The 20000-nt window shown below is 70.2% G+C and carries 15 protein-coding genes and 1 pseudogene; all 16 read left to right on the forward strand.

All coding sequences use genetic code 11. The features are described 5' to 3' along the window. Positions 1-6: 6 nt before the first annotated feature. On the forward strand, positions 7-1551 hold the full coding sequence (locus tag ACIO1C_RS07760; protein ID WP_401859659.1) for a CHAD domain-containing protein: 1545 nt from the start codon (positions 7-9) through the stop codon (positions 1549-1551). Between the two features lie 55 nt (positions 1552-1606). Next, positions 1607-3532 (forward strand): TIGR03960 family B12-binding radical SAM protein, encoded by a 1926-nt coding sequence (locus ACIO1C_RS07765; protein WP_401859661.1) that lies wholly within the window; start codon positions 1607-1609, stop codon positions 3530-3532. A 111-nt stretch (positions 3533-3643) separates the two neighbouring features. Beyond that, complete coding sequence (locus ACIO1C_RS07770; protein WP_401859662.1) at positions 3644-3847, forward strand: hypothetical protein; 204 nt, start codon at positions 3644-3646, stop codon at positions 3845-3847. Further along, a complete protein-coding gene (locus ACIO1C_RS07775; RefSeq protein WP_401859664.1) occupies positions 3819-4346 on the forward strand; it encodes a DUF6879 family protein in 528 nt (175 codons plus the stop codon). Before ACIO1C_RS07770 ends, ACIO1C_RS07775 begins: the two co-directional genes overlap by 29 nt. Continuing rightward, positions 4343-5173: pseudogene (locus tag ACIO1C_RS07780) on the forward strand (helix-turn-helix domain-containing protein). The gene ACIO1C_RS07775 and the pseudogene ACIO1C_RS07780 overlap by 4 nt, the downstream one beginning before the upstream one ends. A gap of 69 nt (positions 5174-5242) precedes the next feature. Further along, positions 5243-5467, forward strand: a complete 225-nt coding sequence (locus ACIO1C_RS07785) for a DUF397 domain-containing protein (RefSeq protein WP_401859666.1) — start codon at positions 5243-5245, stop codon at positions 5465-5467. A gap of 81 nt (positions 5468-5548) precedes the next feature. After that, positions 5549-6025, forward strand: a complete 477-nt coding sequence (locus ACIO1C_RS07790; RefSeq protein WP_401859668.1) for a hypothetical protein — start codon at positions 5549-5551, stop codon at positions 6023-6025. A gap of 75 nt (positions 6026-6100) precedes the next feature. Then, positions 6101-6634: a GNAT family N-acetyltransferase gene (locus ACIO1C_RS07795; RefSeq protein ID WP_401859670.1), complete on the forward strand. Its 534-nt coding sequence runs from the start codon at positions 6101-6103 to the stop codon at positions 6632-6634. A 137-nt stretch (positions 6635-6771) separates the two neighbouring features. Beyond that, the gene (locus tag ACIO1C_RS07800) at positions 6772-7851 is read left to right on the forward strand and encodes a hypothetical protein (protein ID WP_401859672.1); all 1080 of its coding nucleotides are present in this window, start codon (positions 6772-6774) and stop codon (positions 7849-7851) included. A 120-nt stretch (positions 7852-7971) separates the two neighbouring features. Next, positions 7972-8754, forward strand: a complete 783-nt coding sequence (locus ACIO1C_RS07805) for a TIGR03936 family radical SAM-associated protein (protein WP_401859674.1) — start codon at positions 7972-7974, stop codon at positions 8752-8754. A 232-nt stretch (positions 8755-8986) separates the two neighbouring features. Further along, on the forward strand, positions 8987-13252 hold the full coding sequence (locus ACIO1C_RS07810) for an Rne/Rng family ribonuclease (protein ID WP_401859676.1): 4266 nt from the start codon (positions 8987-8989) through the stop codon (positions 13250-13252). Positions 13253-13582: 330 nt separating this feature from the next. After that, positions 13583-13903 carry a 50S ribosomal protein L21 gene (gene rplU, locus ACIO1C_RS07815; RefSeq protein WP_161307631.1) on the forward strand — a complete coding sequence of 107 codons (321 nt, stop codon included), beginning with the start codon at positions 13583-13585 and terminating at the stop codon, positions 13901-13903. A 14-nt stretch (positions 13904-13917) separates the two neighbouring features. Beyond that, the gene (gene rpmA / locus ACIO1C_RS07820; protein WP_030352365.1) at positions 13918-14172 is read left to right on the forward strand and encodes a 50S ribosomal protein L27; all 255 of its coding nucleotides are present in this window, start codon (positions 13918-13920) and stop codon (positions 14170-14172) included. 137 nt (positions 14173-14309) lie between these two features. Next, a complete protein-coding gene (gene obgE, locus ACIO1C_RS07825) occupies positions 14310-15746 on the forward strand; it encodes a GTPase ObgE (RefSeq protein WP_401859678.1) in 1437 nt (478 codons plus the stop codon). A gap of 285 nt (positions 15747-16031) precedes the next feature. Continuing rightward, entirely contained in the window at positions 16032-17537 is a 1506-nt protein-coding gene (locus ACIO1C_RS07830; RefSeq protein WP_401859680.1) for an SDR family NAD(P)-dependent oxidoreductase, read from the forward strand. Between the two features lie 224 nt (positions 17538-17761). Then, on the forward strand, positions 17762-19834 hold the full coding sequence (locus tag ACIO1C_RS07835) for a hypothetical protein (protein ID WP_401859979.1): 2073 nt from the start codon (positions 17762-17764) through the stop codon (positions 19832-19834). The last annotated feature ends 166 nt before the right edge of the window (positions 19835-20000 follow it).

Consider the following 20000-nt stretch of genomic DNA (forward strand, 5'->3'; position numbering starts at 1 on the left):
CCCTATATGGCGGACACCAAGCGAGAGATCGAACGCAAGTACGAACTCCCTGTGCGTGCCGGTGACGACGCCCGGCCCGCCCTGCCGGACCTGACCCGGGTCCCAGGAGTCTCGTCCCTCTTCGACCGGGGCGTCGTGGAGCTCGACGCGGTCTACTACGACACGGCGGACCTGCGCCTCGCGGGGAACAAACTCACCCTGCGCCGAAGGACCGGCGGCGCCGACGCGGGCTGGCACCTCAAATTCCCGGTGTCCACGGGCATCCGCGACGAGATCCGGGCCCCGCTCGCGGACACCGTCCCCGACGAGCTGGCCGCGCTGCTCCGCTCCCGGCTCCGGGGCTCCGCCCTGATCCCCGTCGTCCAGCTGCGCACCTCCCGCGAGGTCACCCACCTGTCCGGCGCGGACGGCGAACTGCTCGCCGAGGTCAGCGTCGACACCGTCCGCGCCGAGCGTCTGACCGGTATGCCCGGCCGGGTCGCGGCCTGGGCCGAGGTCGAGGTGGAGGTCGCCGACGGCGCCGACCCCGCGATCCTCGACGCGGTCGAGAAGAAGCTCCGCAAGGCCGGGCTGCGGCCCGCCGCCGCCCCCTCCAAGCTCAGCAGGGCCCTGGCGGAGACCGCCCCGGAGGGTGCCGTGGACGGCTCCCCCGAGCGGGTCGAGCCGGTCACCGCCGGGGACCACGTCCTCGCGTACATCAGGGCGCAGGCCGAGGCGATCACCGCCCAGGACCCGGCCGTCCGCCGTGACCTGCCGGACGCCGTGCACCAGATGCGGGTCGCCACCCGGCGGATGCGCTCCGCGTTCCGTACGTACCGCAGGATCCTCGACCGGTCCGTCACCGACCCGATCGCGGACGAGCTGAAATGGCTGGCGGGGGAGCTGGGGGTGGACCGCGACCACGAGGTTCTCGCCGAGCGCATCACCGCCCGGGTCGACGCGCTGCCCGGGACGCTGGTCCTCGGCCCCGTACGCGCCCGGGTGCAGATCTGGAACGCGGCGGGAAGCACCGACTCGCGCGGCGCGACCGTCGCCGTCCTCGACGGCGAGCGCTACCTCGCCCTGCTGAAGTCGGTGGACGCGCTGCTCGCCGACCCGCCGCTGCGCAAGGGCGCGGACGGCCCGCCCGACAGGGCGCTGCCGAAGGCGATCCTCAAGGACTACGCCCGGCTGGCCGGGCGCATCGAGCACGCGCTGGCCCTGCGCCCCGGCGAGGAGCGGGACGTGGCGCTGCACGAGGCCAGGAAGGCGGCGAAGCGCGCGCGGTACGCGGGCGAGGCGGCGAAGCCCGCGCTGGGCAGGCCCGCCAAGCGGTTCGCCAACCGGATGAAGGCGGTGCAGACGGTGCTCGGTGACCACCAGGACAGCGTGGTGGCCCGCGAGGCCCTGCGCGCCCTCGCGGTCAAGGCCCACGCGGCGGGCGAGACGGCGTTCACCTGGGGACTCCTGTACGGCCAGGAGGAGGCGCACGCCGAGGACAGGGAGCGCGAGCTGCCCGAGGTGTGGGCGGAGTCCTCCGACCGGAAATGGCGGGCGGCGCTGGCCGGCTGAGCACCGGGGTAGTCTGGTGGGTCAATCCAGCCGGCCCACGAAAGAACTTTTCCTGATGCGTGCCGAATCGGTCTTCCCGCAGCTCGAAGCCCTGCTCCCGCATGTGCAGAAGCCGATCCAATACGTCGGTGGCGAGCTCAACTCCACGGTCAAGCCGTGGGATTCGTGTGATGTCCACTGGGCGCTGATGTACCCGGACGCGTACGAGGTCGGACTGCCCAACCAGGGCGTCATGATCCTGTACGAGGTGCTCAACGAGCGCGAGGGCGTGCTGGCGGAGCGTACGTACAGCGTGTGGCCGGACCTCGAGGAGCTGATGCGGGAGCACGGGGTCCCGCAGTTCACGGTGGACTCGCACCGGCCCGTCTCCGCCTTCGACGTGTTCGGGCTGAGCTTCTCCACCGAGCTGGGTTACACCAACATGCTCACCGCCCTGGACCTCGCGGGCATCCCGCTGGAGGCCAGGAACCGTACGGTCGACCACCCGATCGTCGTCGCGGGCGGCCACGCGGCCTTCAACCCCGAGCCCATCGCGGAGTTCATCGACTGCGCGGTCATCGGCGACGGCGAGCAGGCCGTGCTGGAGATCACCGAGATCGTCCGCGCCTGGAAGGCGGAGGACCGCCCCGGCGGGCGCGAGGAACTCCTCCTGCGGCTCGCGAAGACCGGCGGGGTGTACGTCCCCGGCTTCTACGACGTCGAGTACCTCCCGGACGGGCGCATCGGCCGTGTCGTACCGAACCGCTCCGGTGTCCCGTGGCGGGTGTCCAAGCACACCGTCATGGACCTCGACGAGTGGCCCTACCCGAAGCAGCCCCTGGTGCCGCTCGCCGAGACCGTCCACGAGCGGATGTCCGTCGAGATCTTCCGCGGCTGCACGCGCGGCTGCCGCTTCTGCCAGGCCGGCATGATCACGCGCCCGGTGCGCGAGCGCAGCATCACCGGCATCGGCGAGATGGTCGAGAAGGGCCTCAAGGCGACCGGCTTCGAGGAGGTCGGCCTGCTCTCACTCTCCTCCGCCGACCACAGCGAGATCGGCGACATCGCCAAGGGCCTCGCGGACCGGTACGAGGCGGACAAGATCGGCCTGTCCCTGCCCTCCACCCGCGTCGACGCGTTCAACGTCGACCTGGCCAACGAGCTGACCAGGAACGGCCGTCGCTCGGGCCTCACCTTCGCGCCCGAGGGCGGCTCGGAGCGCCTGCGCAAGGTCATCAACAAGATGGTCTCGGAGGAGGACCTGATCCGTACGGTCTCCACCGCGTACGGCAACGGCTGGCGCCAGGTGAAGCTCTACTTCATGTGCGGGCTGCCCACCGAGACGGACGAGGACGTCCTCCAGATCGGCGACATGGCGGTCAAGGTCATCGCCGAGGGCCGCCGCGTCTCCGGCCAGGGCGACATCCGCTGCACGGTGTCGATCGGCGGATTCGTACCCAAGCCGCACACCCCGTTCCAGTGGGCGCCGCAGCTCAGCGCCGAGGAGACCGACGCCCGCCTCAAGAAGCTCAAGGACAAGATCCAGGGCGACAAGAAGTACGGCCGCTCGATCGGCTTCCGCTACCACGACGGCAAGCCCGGCATCGTCGAAGGCCTCCTCTCCCGGGGCGACCGCCGCGTCGGCACGGTGATCCGCGCGGTCTACGAGGCGGGTGGCCGCTTCGACGGCTGGCGCGAGCACTTCAGCTACGACCGCTGGATGACCGCCGCCGGGAAGACCCTCCCCGAATTCGGCGTGGACGTGGCCTGGTACACCACGAGGGAGCGCACGTACGAGGAAGTCCTCCCCTGGGACCACCTGGACTCCGGCCTCGACAAGGACTGGCTCTGGGAGGACTGGCAGGACGCCCTGGACGAGACCGAGGTCGAGGACTGCCGCTGGACCCCGTGCTTCGACTGCGGGGTCTGCCCCCAGCTGGACCTGGACATCCAGATCGGCCCGACGGGCAAGAAACTGCTGCCGCTGACGGTGGTCAAGTAGCTGACGCGGACTCTTCCCTACGGTTTCCAGTAACCGAAACCCGGACCCCTTGTTACTCATGGTGAGTGCCGGGAGCATCGGACTGGACATCCGACGACGAGGAGGCAGTACGTGAAGCTGACACGACTGGTGGGTGAGTGCGAGGACGGTGACTGCCCCACCATCTACGTCACCGATCGGGGAACGCCCGCCATCCAGGGGGACAGGGTGGCTGACCACGAGCTCGTGATCCCTGCTCACGAAACCCTGGTGGAGGTCCCCGTCGAGCTGATCCGGAAGGCTGTCCGTGACAACCTCGTCCAAGACGCTGGGTGACTGGTTCGGTGACTTCGGTCAGGAGGCCTTTCGGCTGGAGACGCTGGACGATTACAGCAAGTCGGGCGGCGTCGATGCCTATCAGGCATTCCTTGCGGGTGAGCCGCAGCCGGAGAGTTACCAGACGGCCAAGTGGATGACGACAATCGGGGACGCGGTCCGGTCGGGCAAGCGAATCTACCGGGTCCACATCCTCGCGCGTCCGCTGACCGACTACCTGCGCTTCGAACTCTCCTGGGGATACCGGCGGAACATGGCGGCCGGGGAAGAATTCTTCATCCTGGACACCACGAACCAGGAGAACCCCATTCCGGAAGCCCCGGACTTCTGGCTCTTCGATGAGCGGGTTGTTGGCGTCATGAATTATGACGGGGAGGGCAAGTATCTGGGTGCCGACATGCTGGGTGAAGACCAGAATGCCCGGTTCTTGCAATACAGGGACACGGCACTGGCTCAGGCCGTGCCGTTCTCTGAATGGTGGGCAAAGTACGGCGAGTGAATAAACTTGGCCTCGGCCCGGCGCTGCGGGAACTGCGGGAGTCCTCCGGACTGGAGGCCAAGGCGGTTGCCCGTGGTGCCGTCATGTCTCGTTCCAAGCTGTCGAAGATCGAGAACGGGAACGTGGCTCCGAGCGTCACGGACGTCGACTGCATCCTCACGGCCATAGGTGTGTCGGATGAGGTCAAGGCCGAGTACATGGCCGCAGCCAGAGAGGCGGCCACGGAGATCACGGCGTGGCGACTTGTTCGGCGGTTGGGGTACAGCCGCAAACAGCAGCAGGTGCAGGCTCTTGAATCACAGACTGCTCTGCTGCGCCTGTTTCAGCCCTCGCTCATTCCTGGTCTGCTTCAGACTCCCGAATATGTGCGGGCGGTTTTTGCTCGAAAGGGACTGCCCGAAGCGCAGTTGGAGCGCACCATCGGTGCGAGGTTGGCGCGGCAAGGTGTGCTGTACGCGGAAGGCAAGGAATTCCGTTTTGTCATCACGGAGTCAGTTCTTCGGTGGCGCATCGTTCCGCCCCTGGTCATGGTGGGGCAACTGGACCGCTTGATTTCCGTCTCCTGACTGCCCGGCGTAGATATCAGAATCGTCGCGCTGTCCGCTTCGCAGACGGATTTTCCGGGGCACTCGTTCTCCATAAAGGATGATCGCATGGTGACCGTTGAGCTGGTCCATGCGGAAACAGTGATGACGGACCCCAGGGACATTGCCCTGTATGCGTCCAAGTTTGAAGGATTCAGCGAAACTGCCGTTTCGGGTGACGATATGCGGGTCCTGGTCGAGGGCATCCGGGACGAGCTTTTGCGTGAACAGGAAATCGGCTAGAGCGTTGCCTGTCGCCGGGTCACCATTGGTTTCCGATGGAAGTGGACAGCGGCGAAGGAAGGAACGACGATGACCGATCTGTACAGGCTCCCCATTAAGGGGGCCGCGTTCTTGAAGGCGTGCGGCGGCAATACCCACCCGGATGGCGAGGCGTGCGTCACCCTCGCGAGGATCGGGCCGGACGCCTGGGCCGTGGGTGACAGCAAGCGCCCGGACGCCGAGCCGTTGCGCTTCACCACGGCGGAGCTGGACGCGGCGGGCATCGACCCCACCCGCTTCGACCTCTCCGCCTGATCCCACGGCAGCACCCGCACCGACGGCCCCGCCCCCACACCGACGGGCAGGGCCGTCGTCATCTCTCGGAACGGAGCGGCAGTGCACCAGCATGGTTACGCGTGGCTCGGTGAGAAGAAGGCGTTCGACAAGGAGAGCATCCGCAGGCCGGCCGGACAGGCCCCGGCGGTGACCAGTGACCAAGAGGTCCACGATCGGTACCGGGAAGCCGTCGCCGTGTTCCCGGCCACCGGTGTGCCTCCGATCCAGACCGCGCACTGGCTCATGAAACCGCCCTCGATGATCCGGGGGACATGGGAGGAACCCAAGGAAGCCGGGGAATGGCTCGGCCGCCGACTCGCGGAGTTCGCGCCCAGGTTCGCCTCCGCCCAGGACAGGGAGGGGGCCAGGCTGGTGCTTCTGGTCAGGGCGGCGGTTGAACGGTTGGCGTGGGGTGGAGACGTGTCCCTCGGCCAGTACCTGAAAGGCACTCTCTTCCACTCAGTCGCCCTCGTGACCTGCTCCCCCAACCGTGCCGCTCCCGACCTTCCCTGCCCCGCCCGGCAGCCCTCGGCATGACAGGGGCTCCGACTTCAGGGGGCCAGGCGGGATTTTTCCTGATCAATCACCGGGGCCCGGTGGGACACTGGGCGGATGCCGCAGCTCATCGCCCCCGACGTCCGCGTTCATGCCTCGTTTCTCGACGCGATGAAGGAGTTTGTCGAGGAGGGGGCCGGTGAGCGGTCGCTGCTCGCTCATGAGATGGAGCAGTACGCGGCCAGTTGGCACCGGCCCGAGGTGTTCGCCGGGTATGTGGACAAGCTCAACGCCGAGCCGTTGGAGGAGACGCCGCGGATCGAGGGGTGGGTGCCCAACACCACCCTCTGGTACGTCGAGGGCGACACGTTTCTCGGGCGGCTGGCGATCCGGCACCGGCTCAATCCGTTCCTGCACGAGCTGGGCGGCCACATCGGGTACGCGGTGCGGCCCACCGCCCGTCGGCGGGGGTACGCGACCGCCATGCTCACCGAGGCGCTTCCCGTGGCGCGGCGGATCGGGATCGGTTCGGTGCTGGTCACCTGCGACACCACCAACACCGCCTCGCGGAAGGTGATCGAGGCCGTGGGCGGGGTCCTGGAGGACCAGCGCGGGGGAAAGCTCCGATTCTGGATCCGAACCGGCCCCTGACGCGTCCTGTTGGGCAGGGGGGCCGACATGGGCGTGGACATGGAGAAGGCGCGGGACGGCGAGCGGGGCGTGCGGCGGGTCGCGTACGGGGCGCATCAGCGCCTTCGGCCTACGAGGGTGGCGAGGGCTGTCTGACGGTGGCCGTCCGGATTCCGGTGCGGATCGTCGTCCTGCTGCTCGTCCTGCCCGTACGGGTGGTGTGGGACCTGTCGGCCGCCGGCGCCAGGGCGGTGGACCGTTCGGTGCTGCGTCCGCTGGGGCGGGGGCTGTTGCTCGGTCTCGGGTGGCTGGGCGGGGCGCTGGGTGTGCTGGGGCGCGTGCTGGTGGGCATCCCGCTGGTCTGGTTGTACGAGAGGGTGGTCGTACCGCTTGGCACGGCGTTTCGGTGGGGGGTCACCGCCGTCTTCGTGGCACCCGTGGTGTGGGTGTGGCGCGCGGTGCTCGTTCCGCTCGGGCGCGCGCTGGACCGGTTGTTGATGGCCGCTTACCGGAGCGTGCTCACGCCCCTGGGCAGGGGGTTGCGGTGGGTGGCCGTGGCGGTGATGGTGTGGCCGGTGGTGGGGTTGTGGCGGTACGTCGTTGTGCCCGTGGTGCGGTACGGGGTGGTGGTGCCCGCCGTGTGGGTCTACCGCGGCCTCCTCATCCCGCTCGGCGCCGGCCTCGTGTGGCTGCTCGGCCGTCTCGGCCACGGACTCTCGTTCTGTGGCCGCGTCCTCTGGGCCGCGGTCGTCTGGCTCGCCCTCGTCCTGGTCGTCGCGCCCGGCGGGTGGGTGGTGCGGCGGATCCTCGTTCCGGCCGGACGGGAGATCGGCGCCGCGTTCTCCGTCGCCTGGCGCATCGCCGGATACCTCTCGCGGGCCATCGGCAGGGCGCTCGCCTGGCTGCTCTGGAATGCGGTGGGGCGGCCGGGACGTTGGACGTACAGGAATGTGTGCACCCCGGTGGGGCACTGGCTGCGGGACAACGTGCTGGCCCCGGCCGGGCGCGCCTCCCGCGAAATCGGCCGCGTCGCACGGGAAACGATCGAGAGCGCACGGGAGACGTTCCGGCAGACGCGCCGTGACGCCTGGCGCGCGCTGGTGGGTGCGACACGAGGCACGCCACGGATGACCGAGCCCCGGGAACCTATCGAGCACCGGGCGCGTACTCTGGGTAGTACAACGACTGTCCCCGGCGCGGTGCCCGCACCTGAGATCTCCTTGCGCAAGCAGGGGTGAGCCGGGGGACCCGGGGCCACCCGGACGTCCGAGGGCGGCACGCGAGCGTGTTCCGCCCCGCACCGAGGAGAAGAACCACTGGGCAAGCGACAGCCCGAGGGGCCGCCAGCCACACCGGCGGTGCAGCGCATCCGTTTGCGCTACACCAAGCGTGGCCGCCTCCGGTTCACCAGCCACCGAGACTTCCAGCGCGCCTTCGAGCGGGCGCTGCGCCGTGCCGAGGTGCCGATGGCGTACTCGGCGGGGTTCACCCCGCACCCGAAGGTGTCGTACGCCAATGCCGCACCCACCGGCACGGGCAGTGAGGCCGAGTTCCTGGAGATCGCCCTGGTGGAGCACCGCGACCCGGAGAAGCTGCGACAGTTGCTCGACGAGTCGCTGCCCACCGGTCTCGACATCATCGACGCCGTCGAGGCCCGTACGTCAGGACTCGCCGACCGGCTGACCGCTTCCGTGTGGGAGCTGCGGCTGGAGGGCGTACGTCCTGAGGAAGCCGGACACGCCGTGTCCGTCTTCCTGACCGCGGAATCGGTCGAGGTCGAGCGCCGTATGAAGAACGGTGTGCGGACCTTCGACACACGCGCCGCAGTGGTCTCCCTGGAGGTCACCCCGCCCCGGGCTGATAGGCCGGGGGACGGGCCCTGTGCGATACTGCGCCTGGTTGTTCGGCACGTGACACCTGCCGTGCGACCCGACGACGTCCTGTCCGGTCTCCGAGCTGTGGCCGACCTGGCGCCGCCGGTCCCCGCAGCGGTGACCAGGCTGGCGCAGGGGCTCTTCGACGAGGAGTCCGGCACGGTGACCGACCCGCTCGCGCCCGACCGCGAGGCAGCCACGGCCGGCCTGAAACAGGCCGCCGGACCCGCCGCCGCGAAAGCGCCGGAAGGTGCGGGTTCCGCATAGGCGGTCGTCACAGCGCAGCCCTGGTACTCGGGAGCCACCTGGGTCGGGCGGCGCGTTCCACCAAAAAAGACTTTCGCCAGGCCGTACGTACTTCGCGTAGGGAACCGGCGAGCCAGACATAACAGTTCCCGTGCGGCGCCCGCGCCCCGGACGGCGGCGATCGCGCGATGCGCGAGCCGCGGCCGGACCGGAATCAGGCGCGGCGCCCGGGAACGCGACGGGAGAACCCCGCATGCTTGAGAACGACGAACCCGGTACGGCCGGGACCACCGAAGAAGACAACAACACACCCAGCGACACGCTGCCGCCCCGGCGCAGGCGCCGTGCGGCGTCCCGCCCCGCGGGTCCGCCGTCGGCGGGCTCCGAGGCCGGGGAAGCGGCGGAAGCCGTGAGCGGTACGGAGAACGGCGCGGCGAGCGGTACGGAGAACGGCGCCGCACCGGCGGCGGACGAGGCGCCCGCGCCGCGCACCCGGCGCCGGGCCACCCGCAAGGTGGCCGCGCCCGAGACGACCACGGAGACGGCTGAGGCCCCCGTGGAGCCGGTCGCCGCCCCCGTGGCGGAAGAGACCTCGGCGGCGGCGTCCGAGGAGGCGCCCGCCCCGCGTACGCGCCGTCGCGCCACCCGTAAGGCCACCGCGCCGGCCGGGCCGCCGCAGGCCGAGGACGGTACGGAGAGCGCGGCCGCGGCGGCCGTGACGCCCGACGAGGCGCCGGCTGAGACGCCCGCCGAAACACCCGCGCCGCGAGCCCGCCGCCGTGCGACCCGCAAGGTCGCCGCCCCCGAGACCGCCGCCGCGCAGGACGAGGCCGCCGTGGCCGACGTACCCGAAGCAGCCGTGAGCACGACGGACGGCCCGGCGCGGAGCGAGGCCGAGAGCCCCGCCGAGGACGCGGCGCCCGCCGCCCGTCCGCGCCGCCGCGCCACCCGCAGGGCCACCGCGCCCGCCGGTGCGCCGGCCCCCGAGGCCGCGGCCCCCGCAGCGGTCCCCGACGAGAACGAGCCCGTGGCCGGCGAGAGCCTGCCCGCGGACGCCGTCGCCCAGATCAGCGCCGACGAGGCCGAGGTCGAGGCGGCCGGCAAGGCCGCGACCCGTGGGCGCACGCGCCGCAGGGCCGCCGCGCCGGAGACCACCCCCACCGCCTCGGAGCCCGTCTCCGCGCCGGAGCCGCAGCCCGTCAAGGCCACCAGGAAGCCCGAGCCCGCGAAGCAGCCCGAGCGGGAGCCCGAGGCCCCCGAGCGCTCGCGCCGCCGCTCCGCGCGGCCCGCCGTGGCCGTCTTCCAGGCCCCGGTCTTCACCGAGCCGATGTTCCAGACCCCCGAGACGGCCGCCGCGATGGCCGCCGCCGCCGGGACGCGCGGGCACGACGACCTCGACGACCACATCGACGAGGACGACAACACACACGACACGTTCGACACGGACACGACGGAGAACGCGGCCCCCGCCGAGCCCGTCGCCGCCCCCGAGCCGGCGGGACGCCGCAGGCGCCGCCGTCGCGGTGAGTCCGCCGAGCCCGCCGAGGCCCCGCGCGCCGTCGAGGCGCCGGCCGCCCAGGAGCAGCACGCCGACGACAGCGAGCCGGAGGCCGACCAGGGCGCCGAGGGCGCCGACGGTCCCTTCGACGACAGTGACGAGTACGGGGACCGCCCGTCGCGTCGCCGCCGCCGCGGTGGCCGGCGCCGCCGTCGCGGTGAGTCCGCGGAGTCGGACGACACCCAGGACGAGCAGTCGGACGACCGGCACACCGACCAGCACACCGACCGGTCCGCCGACGGCGCCCACGACCACGCCGAGGAGGAGACGGAGCGGTCGTACGACGACAGCGACGAGGCCTCCTACGACGACGGGGACAACGGATCGGGCACCGGTTCCTCCAGCAGCCGCCGTCGCCGCCGCAGGCGCCGTCGCAGCGGTGACAGCGGCCCCGAGGCCGAGAGCGCGCAGAACGGCCAGGACGACCCGGAGCGTACGGTCGTCAAGGTCCGCGAGCCGCGTGAGCGGCGCGCCAAGGAGACGGACCGCGAGCGCGAGATCCACAGCGGCTCCGACGAGGTGCAGTCCATCAAGGGCTCGACCCGCCTGGAGGCCAAGAAGCAGCGCCGCCGCGAGGGGCGCGAGCAGGGCCGCCGCCGCGTGCCGATCATCACCGAGGCGGAGTTCCTCGCCCGTCGTGAGGCCGTCGAGCGTGTGATGGTCGTACGGCAGAACGGCGAGCGCACGCAGATCGGCGTCCTCGAGGACAACGTGCTCGTGGAGCACTACGTCAACAAGGAACAGGCCACCAGCTACGTCGGCAACGTCTACCTGGGCAAGGTGCAGAACGTACTGCCGTCCATGGAGGCCGCGTTCGTCGACATCGGCAAGGGCCGCAACGCCGTCCTGTACGCCGGTGAGGTCAACTTCGAGGCGCTGGGCATGGCCAACGGCCCGCGCCGGATCGAGACCGCGCTCAAGTCCGGCCAGTCGGTGCTCGTCCAGGTGACGAAGGACCCGATCGGCCACAAGGGCGCGCGTCTCACCAGCCAGGTGTCCCTGCCCGGCCGTTACCTGGTCTACGTGCCCGAGGGCTCGATGACCGGCATCAGCCGCAAGTTGCCCGACACCGAGCGGTCCCGGCTCAAGTCCATCCTCAAGAAGATCGTCCCCGACGACGCCGGTGTCATCGTGCGTACGGCCGCCGAGGGCGCGAGCGAGGACGAGCTGCGCCGTGACGTCGAGCGCCTCCAGGGCCAGTGGGAGGACATCAAGAAGAAGTCGAAGAGCGGCAACGCCCCGACGCTTCTCTACGGTGAGCCCGACATGACGGTCCGGGTCGTCCGCGACATCTTCAACGAGGACTTCACGAAGGTCATCGTCAGCGGTGACGACGCGTGGCAGACCATCCACGGCTATGTCGCGCACGTCGCGCCGGACCTCTCCGACCGGCTGACCCGCTGGACGAGCGAGGTCGACGTCTTCGCGACGTACCGCATCGACGAGCAGCTGATGAAGGCGCTGGACCGCAAGGTCTGGCTGCCGAGCGGTGGTTCGCTGGTGATCGACAAGACCGAGGCCATGATCGTGGTCGACGTCAACACCGGGAAGTTCACCGGCCAGGGCGGCAACCTGGAGGAGACCGTCACCAGGAACAACCTGGAGGCGGCCGAGGAGATCGTGCGCCAGCTGCGGCTGCGCGACCTCGGCGGCATCGTCGTGATCGACTTCATCGACATGGTGCTGGAGTCCAACCGGGACCTGGTGCTGCGGCGGCTGCTGGAGTGCCTGGGCCGGGACCGTACGAAGCACCAGGTGGCGGAGGTCACCTCGCTGGGCCTGGTCCAGATGACCCGCAAGCGGGTCGGCCAGGGCCTGCTGGAGTCGTTCTCCGAGACCTGCGTCCACTGCAACGGGCGCGGTGTGATCGTCCACATGGAACAGCCGACGGCGTCGGGTGGCGGTGGCGGGAACAGCAACGCCAACGGCAACGGCGCGGTGAGCGGGAACGGCAAGCGTTCCAAGAAGCGCGGCCGTGGCGGCGCGGCGGGTACGGACCAGGACCACGGTCACGACGGCCACGAGCACGACCACGAGCACGAGTACGTTGACGTGCTGACCGAGCCCGAGCACGAGACGGAGGCCGAACTGGCCGCCGAGGTGGCGACACCGGTCCCGTTCGCGGTGGCGGAGTTCGCGCCGGACGAGGAGCTGTTCAGCAGCGTGGCGGAGGCCGAGGCGTCCGTACGCGGCCGTTCGCGCCGCCGGGCGTCGCGCAAGGCATCGGCTCCGGCCGGTTCGCCGAGGGCGGCCGAGGCGGAGGCGGCGGAGATCGTCGTGGAGACCCCCGCCGCGAGTGCGGTGGAGGCCCCGCCGGTCGTGGAGGCGTTCGCCGAGGACACCGCCCCGTCCGTGGAGGCACCCGCGCAGGAGGCACCCGTCGAGGAGGCGGCCCCCACGGGCCGTACCCGCCGCAGGGCGACCCGAAAGGCGACGGCTCCGGCCGGCTCGCCGAAGGCCGCCGACGCGGAGGCCGCCGCCGAGGTCGTCGTCCCCGTGGCCGAGCACGAGCCCGTGCCCGAGCCGGCCCCGTCCACGGAGGCCACCACGGCCCCCGAGGCGGAGGCGACCCCGGACGCCGCACCGCCGCGCGCCCGCCGCAGGGCGACCCGCAAGGTCACCGCCCCCGCCGGTTCGCCGACGGGCGCGGAGGACTCGGCGGTGGTCGTGGTGGCCGCGTCGAAGCCCGAGGAGGCGGCCGTACCGGCCGAGGCACCCGGGTCCGGCCAGGAGGCCCAGGCGGCGCAGGACACACCGGAGGCGGACGCCGCCCCGGCCAAGAAGACGGCCCGCAAGACCGTCAAGAAGGCCGTCGCCAAGAAGGCAGCGGTGAAGAAGACCGCCGCCAAGAAGACGGTGGCGAAGAAGACAACGGCCAAGAAGACGACGAAGTCGGCGGCGAAGAAGACGTCGGCGGCCGAGCAGACGGCACCGTCCGTCACGGCGTCGACGGACAGCTGAGCCGGGCGGCACCGCCGACGGCCCCACCGACAGATTCAGTCGGTGGGACCGCCCCGGTGTACGGCGGTTGAACGGCCTGTGCCCCGCCCCGGACTTCCCGGGGCGGGGCACAGGCCGTTGCCGCCACCGGGCTGGTTTGATTTCCCCGGTGGGCTGCCCGTACTCTTGGCCGTCGGCGTGTTTATGTACGCGCCAATCCCTGAGCACCCACCTTCCGGCGCCGCTCCACCTCGCCGGAGGAGGCCGCTCGTCCTTTCGGATCGTCACGGCCCCGGGCCGTGCGAGCGGCTGGCGTCAGGGGTTTCCGTTCCGAGCGAGAGTGAGTTCCGCGTGTACGCCATCGTGCGCAGCGGTGGCCGCCAGCACAAGGTTGCTGTCGGCGACATCGTTGAGGTTGACAAGATTCCCACCGCCAAGGTTGGCGACACGGTCGAGCTCTCGACCCTGCTCGTGGTCGACGGCGACGCCGTCACCAGCGACCCGTGGGTCCTGGACGGCATCAAGGTCCAGGCCGAGATCGTGGATCACCACAAGGGTGTCAAGATCGACATCCTTCGCTACAAGAACAAGACCGGCTACCGCCGTCGCCAGGGTCACCGCCAGCAGTACACGGCGATCAAGGTCACCGGTATCCCCGCGGCTGCGAAGTAAGGGACTGAGGAGACATGGCACATAAGAAGGGCGCATCGTCCACTCGGAACGGGCGCGATTCGAATGCTCAGCGGCTCGGCGTGAAGCGCTTCGGCGGTCAGGTCGTCAACGCCGGTGAGATCCTGGTCCGCCAGCGCGGCACACACTTCCACCCGGGTTCCGGCGTCGGCCGTGGCGGCGACGACACGCTGTTCGCGCTGAACGCCGGCGCGGTGGAGTTCGGCACCAGCCGTGGCCGCAAGGTTGTGAACATCGTTCCGGTCGCCTAAGGACCTCATCGGTCTCAGGCGCCTGTAGAACGGGTTTCTTCGCGAGGGCGGACCTCACTTCCCGGAGTATCGGGAAGCGGGTCCGCCCTTCGTGTGTTGTTGTTAAGACATTTCCGTATGTACTGGAGGCAACCCCCATGACCACCTTCGTGGACCGCGTCGAGCTGCATGTCGCCGCGGGTAGCGGAGGCCACGGCTGCGCCTCCGTACACCGTGAGAAGTTCAAGCCGCTCGGTGGACCCGACGGCGGCAACGGCGGTCATGGCGGCGACGTCATCCTGGTCGTCGACCAGGACGTGACCACGCTGCTCGACTACCACCACACGCCGCACCGCAAGGCCACCAACGGCCAGCCCGGCGCCGGGGCCAACCGCTCCGGCAAGGACGGCCAGGACCTGGTCCTGCCCGTCCCGGACGGCACGGTCGTCCTCGACAAGGCCGGCAACGTCCTCGCCGACCTCGTCGGCCAGGGCACGACGTACGTGGCGGCCGAAGGCGGCCGCGGCGGCCTCGGCAACGCGTCGCTCGCCTCCGCCCGCCGCAAGGCCCCCGGCTTCGCGCTGCTCGGCGTGCCCGGTGGCGGCGGCGACATCGTGCTGGAGCTCAAGACGGTCGCCGACGTCGCGCTCGTCGGGTACCCGAGCGCCGGCAAGTCGTCGCTGATCTCCGTGCTCTCGGCCGCCAAGCCGAAGATCGCGGACTACCCGTTCACCACGCTCATCCCCAACCTCGGTGTGGTCACGGCCGGTTCGGTCGTCTACACGATCGCGGACGTGCCCGGACTGATCCCGGGCGCCAGCCAGGGCCGCGGCCTCGGTCTTGAGTTCCTGCGCCACGTCGAGCGCTGCTCGGTGCTGCTGCACGTCCTGGACACCGCCACCCTGGAGTCCGACCGCGACCCGGTCACCGACCTCGACGTGATCGAGGCGGAGCTGGCGCTGTACGGGGGCCTGGAGGACCGGCCGCGCATGGTCGTCCTCAACAAGGTCGACATCCCGGACGGCAAGGACCTCGCCGACATGATCAGGCCCGAGCTGGAGAAGCGCGGCTACCACGTCTTCGAGGCCTCCGCGGTGGACCGTACCGGCCTCAAGGAGCTCTCCTTCGGGCTGGCCGAGGCCGTCGCCAAGGCCCGCGCCGACAAGCCGCAGGAGGAGGCGACCCGGATCGTCATCCGTCCCAAGGCCGTCGACGACGCGGGCTTCACCGTCGCCCTGGAAGAGGACGGGATCTACCGCGTACGCGGCGAGAAGCCCGAACGCTGGGTGCGCCAGACCGACTTCAGCAACGACGAGGCCGTCGGCTACCTCGCGGACCGGCTCAGCCGGCTCGGTGTCGAGGACAAGCTGATGAAGGCCGGCGCCCGGTCGGGCGACGGCGTGGCGATCGGCGCCGAGGACAACGCGGTCGTCTTCGACTGGGAGCCCACGATGATGGCGGGCGCCGAGATGCTGGGCCGCCGCGGCGAGGACCACCGCCTGGAGGCACCCCGTCCCGCGTCGCAGCGCCGCAGGGACCGGGACGCCGAGCGCGACGACGTCCAGAAGGAGTACGACGAGTTCGACCCCTTCTAGGCGTACGGGTCGATCCGTAACGGCAGCACAGGCCGCACAGGCCGTACGGGCCGCGCGGATCCGTGCAGGTCACCGGCGCCGTCATGTGACAGGCGTCTCCACGGTCGCCGGAGGGGTGGGTTCCCGCCCCTCCGGCGACCGTGTCATGACCAGTGCCGCAGTAGCCTGTCCAGGTGAATCAGGGGTTGCGTGGGGGTGGCTGTCAGCCGTGCTCCGCCTTGCGGGACGATTGCCGTGGGTGGGACCATCGATTCATCCTCTGAGTCCGCAAGGTAGGTCAGTTACGTGTCTGCAACTTTCGCGTCCAACGCGAGGCCCCGCACCACCGCCGTCGTCCTGGCGGGCGGTACAGGTCAGCGCGTGGGCCTGTCGATCCCCAAGCAGCTGCTGAAGATCGCGGGTAAGGCGGTCATCGAGCACACACTGTCGATCTTCCAGCAGGCCGATGCGATCGACGACGTGATCGTGCTCATGGCGCCGGGCTTCGTCCCCGACGTGGAGAAGATCGTCATCAAGGCCGGCCTGACCAAGGTCACCCGGGTGATCGAGGGCGGCGCGACGCGGAACGAGACCACCGAGCGGGCCATCGCCGCGCTGGGTGAGGGCCTGGCGGAGGGCGAGGACGCCAACGTCCTGTTCCACGACGCCGTGCGGCCCCTGCTCTCGCAGCGGGTGATCCAGGACTGCGTGGACGCGCTCGACCGCTACCAGGCCGTCGACGTCGCGATCCCCTCCGCGGACACCATCATCGTGACCCGTACGCACGGCGGCGACGGCGAGTTCATCACCGAGGTCCCCGACCGGGCCCGGCTGCGCCGCGGCCAGACCCCGCAGGCCTTCAAGCTCTCCACGATCCGCAAGGCGTACAACATCGCCGGCGGCGACCCCAACTTCCAGGCCACGGACGACTGCACGGTGGTGCTCAAGTACCTCCCCGACGTGCCGATCTACGTCGTCGCGGGCGACGAGTACAACATGAAGGTCACCCAGCCCGTCGACGTCTTCATCGCCGACAAGCTCTTCCAGCTGGCCTCCACCGCCGCCCCCGCCCAGGCCGACGAGGCCGCCTACCGCGAACTGCTCTCCGGCCGGACGCTGGTGGTCTTCGGCGGCTCGTACGGCATCGGCGCGGACATCGCCGCCCTGGCGAAGCAGTACGGTGCGTCGGTGTACGCGCTCGGGCGTTCCACCACCGGTACGCACGTCGAGAACCCGGAACACGTCGACGACGCCCTGTCCAAGGCGTACTCGGAGACCGGCCGCATCGACTACGTGATCAACACCGCGGGTGTGCTGCGCATCGGCAAGCTGGCCGAGACGGACAACACGACGATCCAGGAAGCGCTGAACGTCAACTACCTGGCGCCGGTGCAGATCGCGCGCGCCTCGTACAAGTACCTGGCCGAGACCAAGGGCCAGTTGCTCCTCTACACGTCCTCCAGCTACACGCGGGGCCGCGCGGAGTACAGCCTCTACTCGTCCACGAAGGCCGCCATGGTGAACCTGACCCAGGCGCTGTCGGACGAGTGGGCCGCCGACGGGATCCGGGTGAACTGCGTGAACCCCGAGCGCACCGCGACCCCCATGCGGACCAAGGCGTTCGGCCAGGAGCCCGCCGGGTCCCTGCTCTCCTCCGAGGCGGTCGCCAGGACGTCCCTCGACGTCCTGCTCTCCGAGCTGACCGGCCACGTCATCGACGTACGGCAGCAGGACCCGACGCGCACCGCGTCCGAGGCCTCCGGCTTCGAGCAGGCGCTGGCCGCCGTCCTGGACCGTCAGGAAGATGTGTAATAATTCGTGACAATCCATGATATGGGCCTTCGCGGTTGCGGAAACGCGCACCGCGGGGGCCCGAGTTCGTGAAGCTTCGTCTTCACACTTTCGTCGCAAGGTCATCAGCCGGCACGGTCTGGAGCAGGTTTTTCGTGATTTCGACGGCCATTCGCCTCGCCCGGGTAGGCAGCGGATCAGAGCTGGCAGCGGCACTTCTCCTGGTGCTCAGTTTCCCGTGCATCATGCTCGCCGCGATAATTCCTGACATTTGGCTGTTCGCAGTCGCGGTAGCCGTCAGTTATGTCGCGGACGCGCATCTGCACCACCGCGGCAGTTATCTGGTGAACCGCCTCGCCAAAGTGCGGGCCGGTCTGTCCATCCGCTTCCTGATCCGGCAGCTGCTCCTCGTGCTGCTCGTCGCCCGCTCCGGGCTCGGTCAGGACCGCATCTTCTACGTGACCGTCGTGACGGTCCTCGTCTTCTACGGCCTCCAGGCACCGCACGGCGCGGTGGTGACCCTCCTCCGCCTGCGCCGCCGGCTCCCCGTGGTCACGCGGAACATCGATCTCGGCTCCATCCGGATCCCCGACGCCCCGCCGCGCTGGCTGCTCCACCGGTCCGCCGAGAAGATGCTCCACCTGGACCTCTTCGCCATGGCGGGTGTGATCGCCGCCCTGGCCACGGACGAGAACCTGTACGGGTACGCGAGCCTCGCGCTCACGCTGGTCCTCGGTGTCGGGTACGTGCTGGCCCTGCTGCCGTACCTGCGGCCCAGCCGGCTCGTCCCCTCCGCCGAGAAGGTCCTGGCGGCCGTGGACGTCTGGCTGGCCGAGTACCGGCCGACGACGATCCTCTACTTCTCCGGCTCCAAGGAGTCCGCGTACCAGGTCAACATGTGGCTGGAGACGCTGGACCAGATGGAGGACCGGCCGATGGTCCTGCTGCGCGAGCGGGTCATCGCCCAGCAGCTCCTGCCGACGGCCGTGCCGGTGCTGTGCGTCCCCGGCGGGGTGCACCTGATGAACCTGGACCTGTCGACCGTCCGGGTCGCCCTGTACGCCGCGAACGTGGGCAAGAACATCCACATGCTGCGGGTGCCGACCATGAAGCACGTCTTCATCGGCCACGGCGACAGCGACAAGCTCGCCAGCGTCAACCCGTTCAGCAAGGCGTACGACGAGGTGTGGACCGCGGGCCGCGCGGGCCGCGACCGGTACGCGCTCGCCGACGTCGGCGTGCGTGACGAGGACATCGTGGAGGTGGGGCGCCCGCAGCTGGCCCCCATCGAGTCGGGGACCGGCGTACCGCGCCACCCCGTCCCCACCGTGCTGTACGCGCCCACCTGGGAGGGCTGGGACGACAACCCGGGCAACACCTCCCTGCTGCTGGCCGGCGAGAACATCGTGAACCGGCTGCTCGCCGCCGAGCAGCCCGTACGCCTCCTGTACAAGCCGCACCCGTTCACCGGCACCCGCAGCCCGAAGGCGAAGGCCGTGCACGAGCGCATCGTCGCGCTGGTGCAGAAGGCCGCGGCGGAGCGCGCCACCGACACCCGCTGGGCGAGTGCCGCCCAGCGCGACGAGCAGGCCGCCGCGCGGGCCGAGCTGAGCCGCGTCGAGGCCCGTCTCACCGCGCTGACGGCCGGGGCGGACGCGAGCCGCGACGAGGCCGAGGAGTCGCGTGACGCCAAGGCCGATCCGGCGCGGCAGGCGGAGCTGACCCGCCTCAGGGCGGAGTGGAACACCGCGTACTGGCGTTCCTTCGGCTGGTGGGAGCACCGGGTCATCAGCGGCGCCGAGCCGCGGCTGTACGACTGCTTCAACGAGTCGGACGCCATGGTCTCCGACATCTCCAGCGTGGTCTCGGACTTCATCGCGAGCGGCAAGCCGTACGCGGTCACCGACTCCGCGGACCTGGGCGCCGAGGAGTTCAAGCGGCAGAACACCGCCGTACGGGCCGCGGTGATCCTGTCCAACAGCGCCGAGGAGCTGGACGAGCTGCTCCGTACGGTGACGGACCCGGCCGGGGACACCAGGGCGGCCGCCCGCCACGAACTGAAGCGGTATCTGCTCGGCCCCGACGAGCCCACGTCGATCGAGCAGTTCAACACGGCCACCCGCACGCTGGCGGGCAAGTCCCTGTCGCGCAACGTCGGCGTCGAGCAGCGCCTCGCCGAGCCCGACAGCGTGGCGGACGCGGCGGCGCCGGACGACTCGGCCCCGATGGAGGCCAGGGCGGAAGAGGGGCTGGAGACGGCCGCGGACGCCCTCGTCGAGCCGGAGAACAACGATCTGGATCCGTCGCTGCGCGGCTGATCCCTGCCCGCTGATCTCCACGTGGATGAAGCGAAGACCCGCAGAACGCCCTTCGGTGTTCTGCGGGTTTTTGTGTCGTACCGTACGGCGGAAATGAGTCGTGATGGACGTCACATTCCAGGTGATGAGGGCGAGGCAACCGATGCCCGGCGACGATTGTCTTAAA

The organism is Streptomyces sp. NPDC087420 (assembly GCF_044744165.1).
In the GTDB taxonomy this organism is placed as follows: Bacteria; Actinomycetota; Actinomycetes; order Streptomycetales; family Streptomycetaceae; genus Streptomyces.

Coding starts and splice junctions, on each gene's coding strand:
- ACIO1C_RS07760 (WP_401859659.1), top strand. CDS start 7: ATGGCGGACACCAAGCGAGAGATCGAACGCAAGTACGAACTCCCTGTG.
- ACIO1C_RS07765 (WP_401859661.1), top strand. CDS start 1,607: ATGCGTGCCGAATCGGTCTTCCCGCAGCTCGAAGCCCTGCTCCCGCAT.
- ACIO1C_RS07785 (WP_401859666.1), top strand. CDS start 5,243: ATGACCGATCTGTACAGGCTCCCCATTAAGGGGGCCGCGTTCTTGAAG.
- ACIO1C_RS07795 (WP_401859670.1), top strand. CDS start 6,101: ATGCCGCAGCTCATCGCCCCCGACGTCCGCGTTCATGCCTCGTTTCTC.
- ACIO1C_RS07810 (WP_401859676.1), top strand. CDS start 8,987: ATGCTTGAGAACGACGAACCCGGTACGGCCGGGACCACCGAAGAAGAC.
- rpmA (WP_030352365.1), top strand. CDS start 13,918: ATGGCACATAAGAAGGGCGCATCGTCCACTCGGAACGGGCGCGATTCG.
- obgE (WP_401859678.1), top strand. CDS start 14,310: ATGACCACCTTCGTGGACCGCGTCGAGCTGCATGTCGCCGCGGGTAGC.
- ACIO1C_RS07835 (WP_401859979.1), top strand. CDS start 17,762: ATGCTCGCCGCGATAATTCCTGACATTTGGCTGTTCGCAGTCGCGGTA.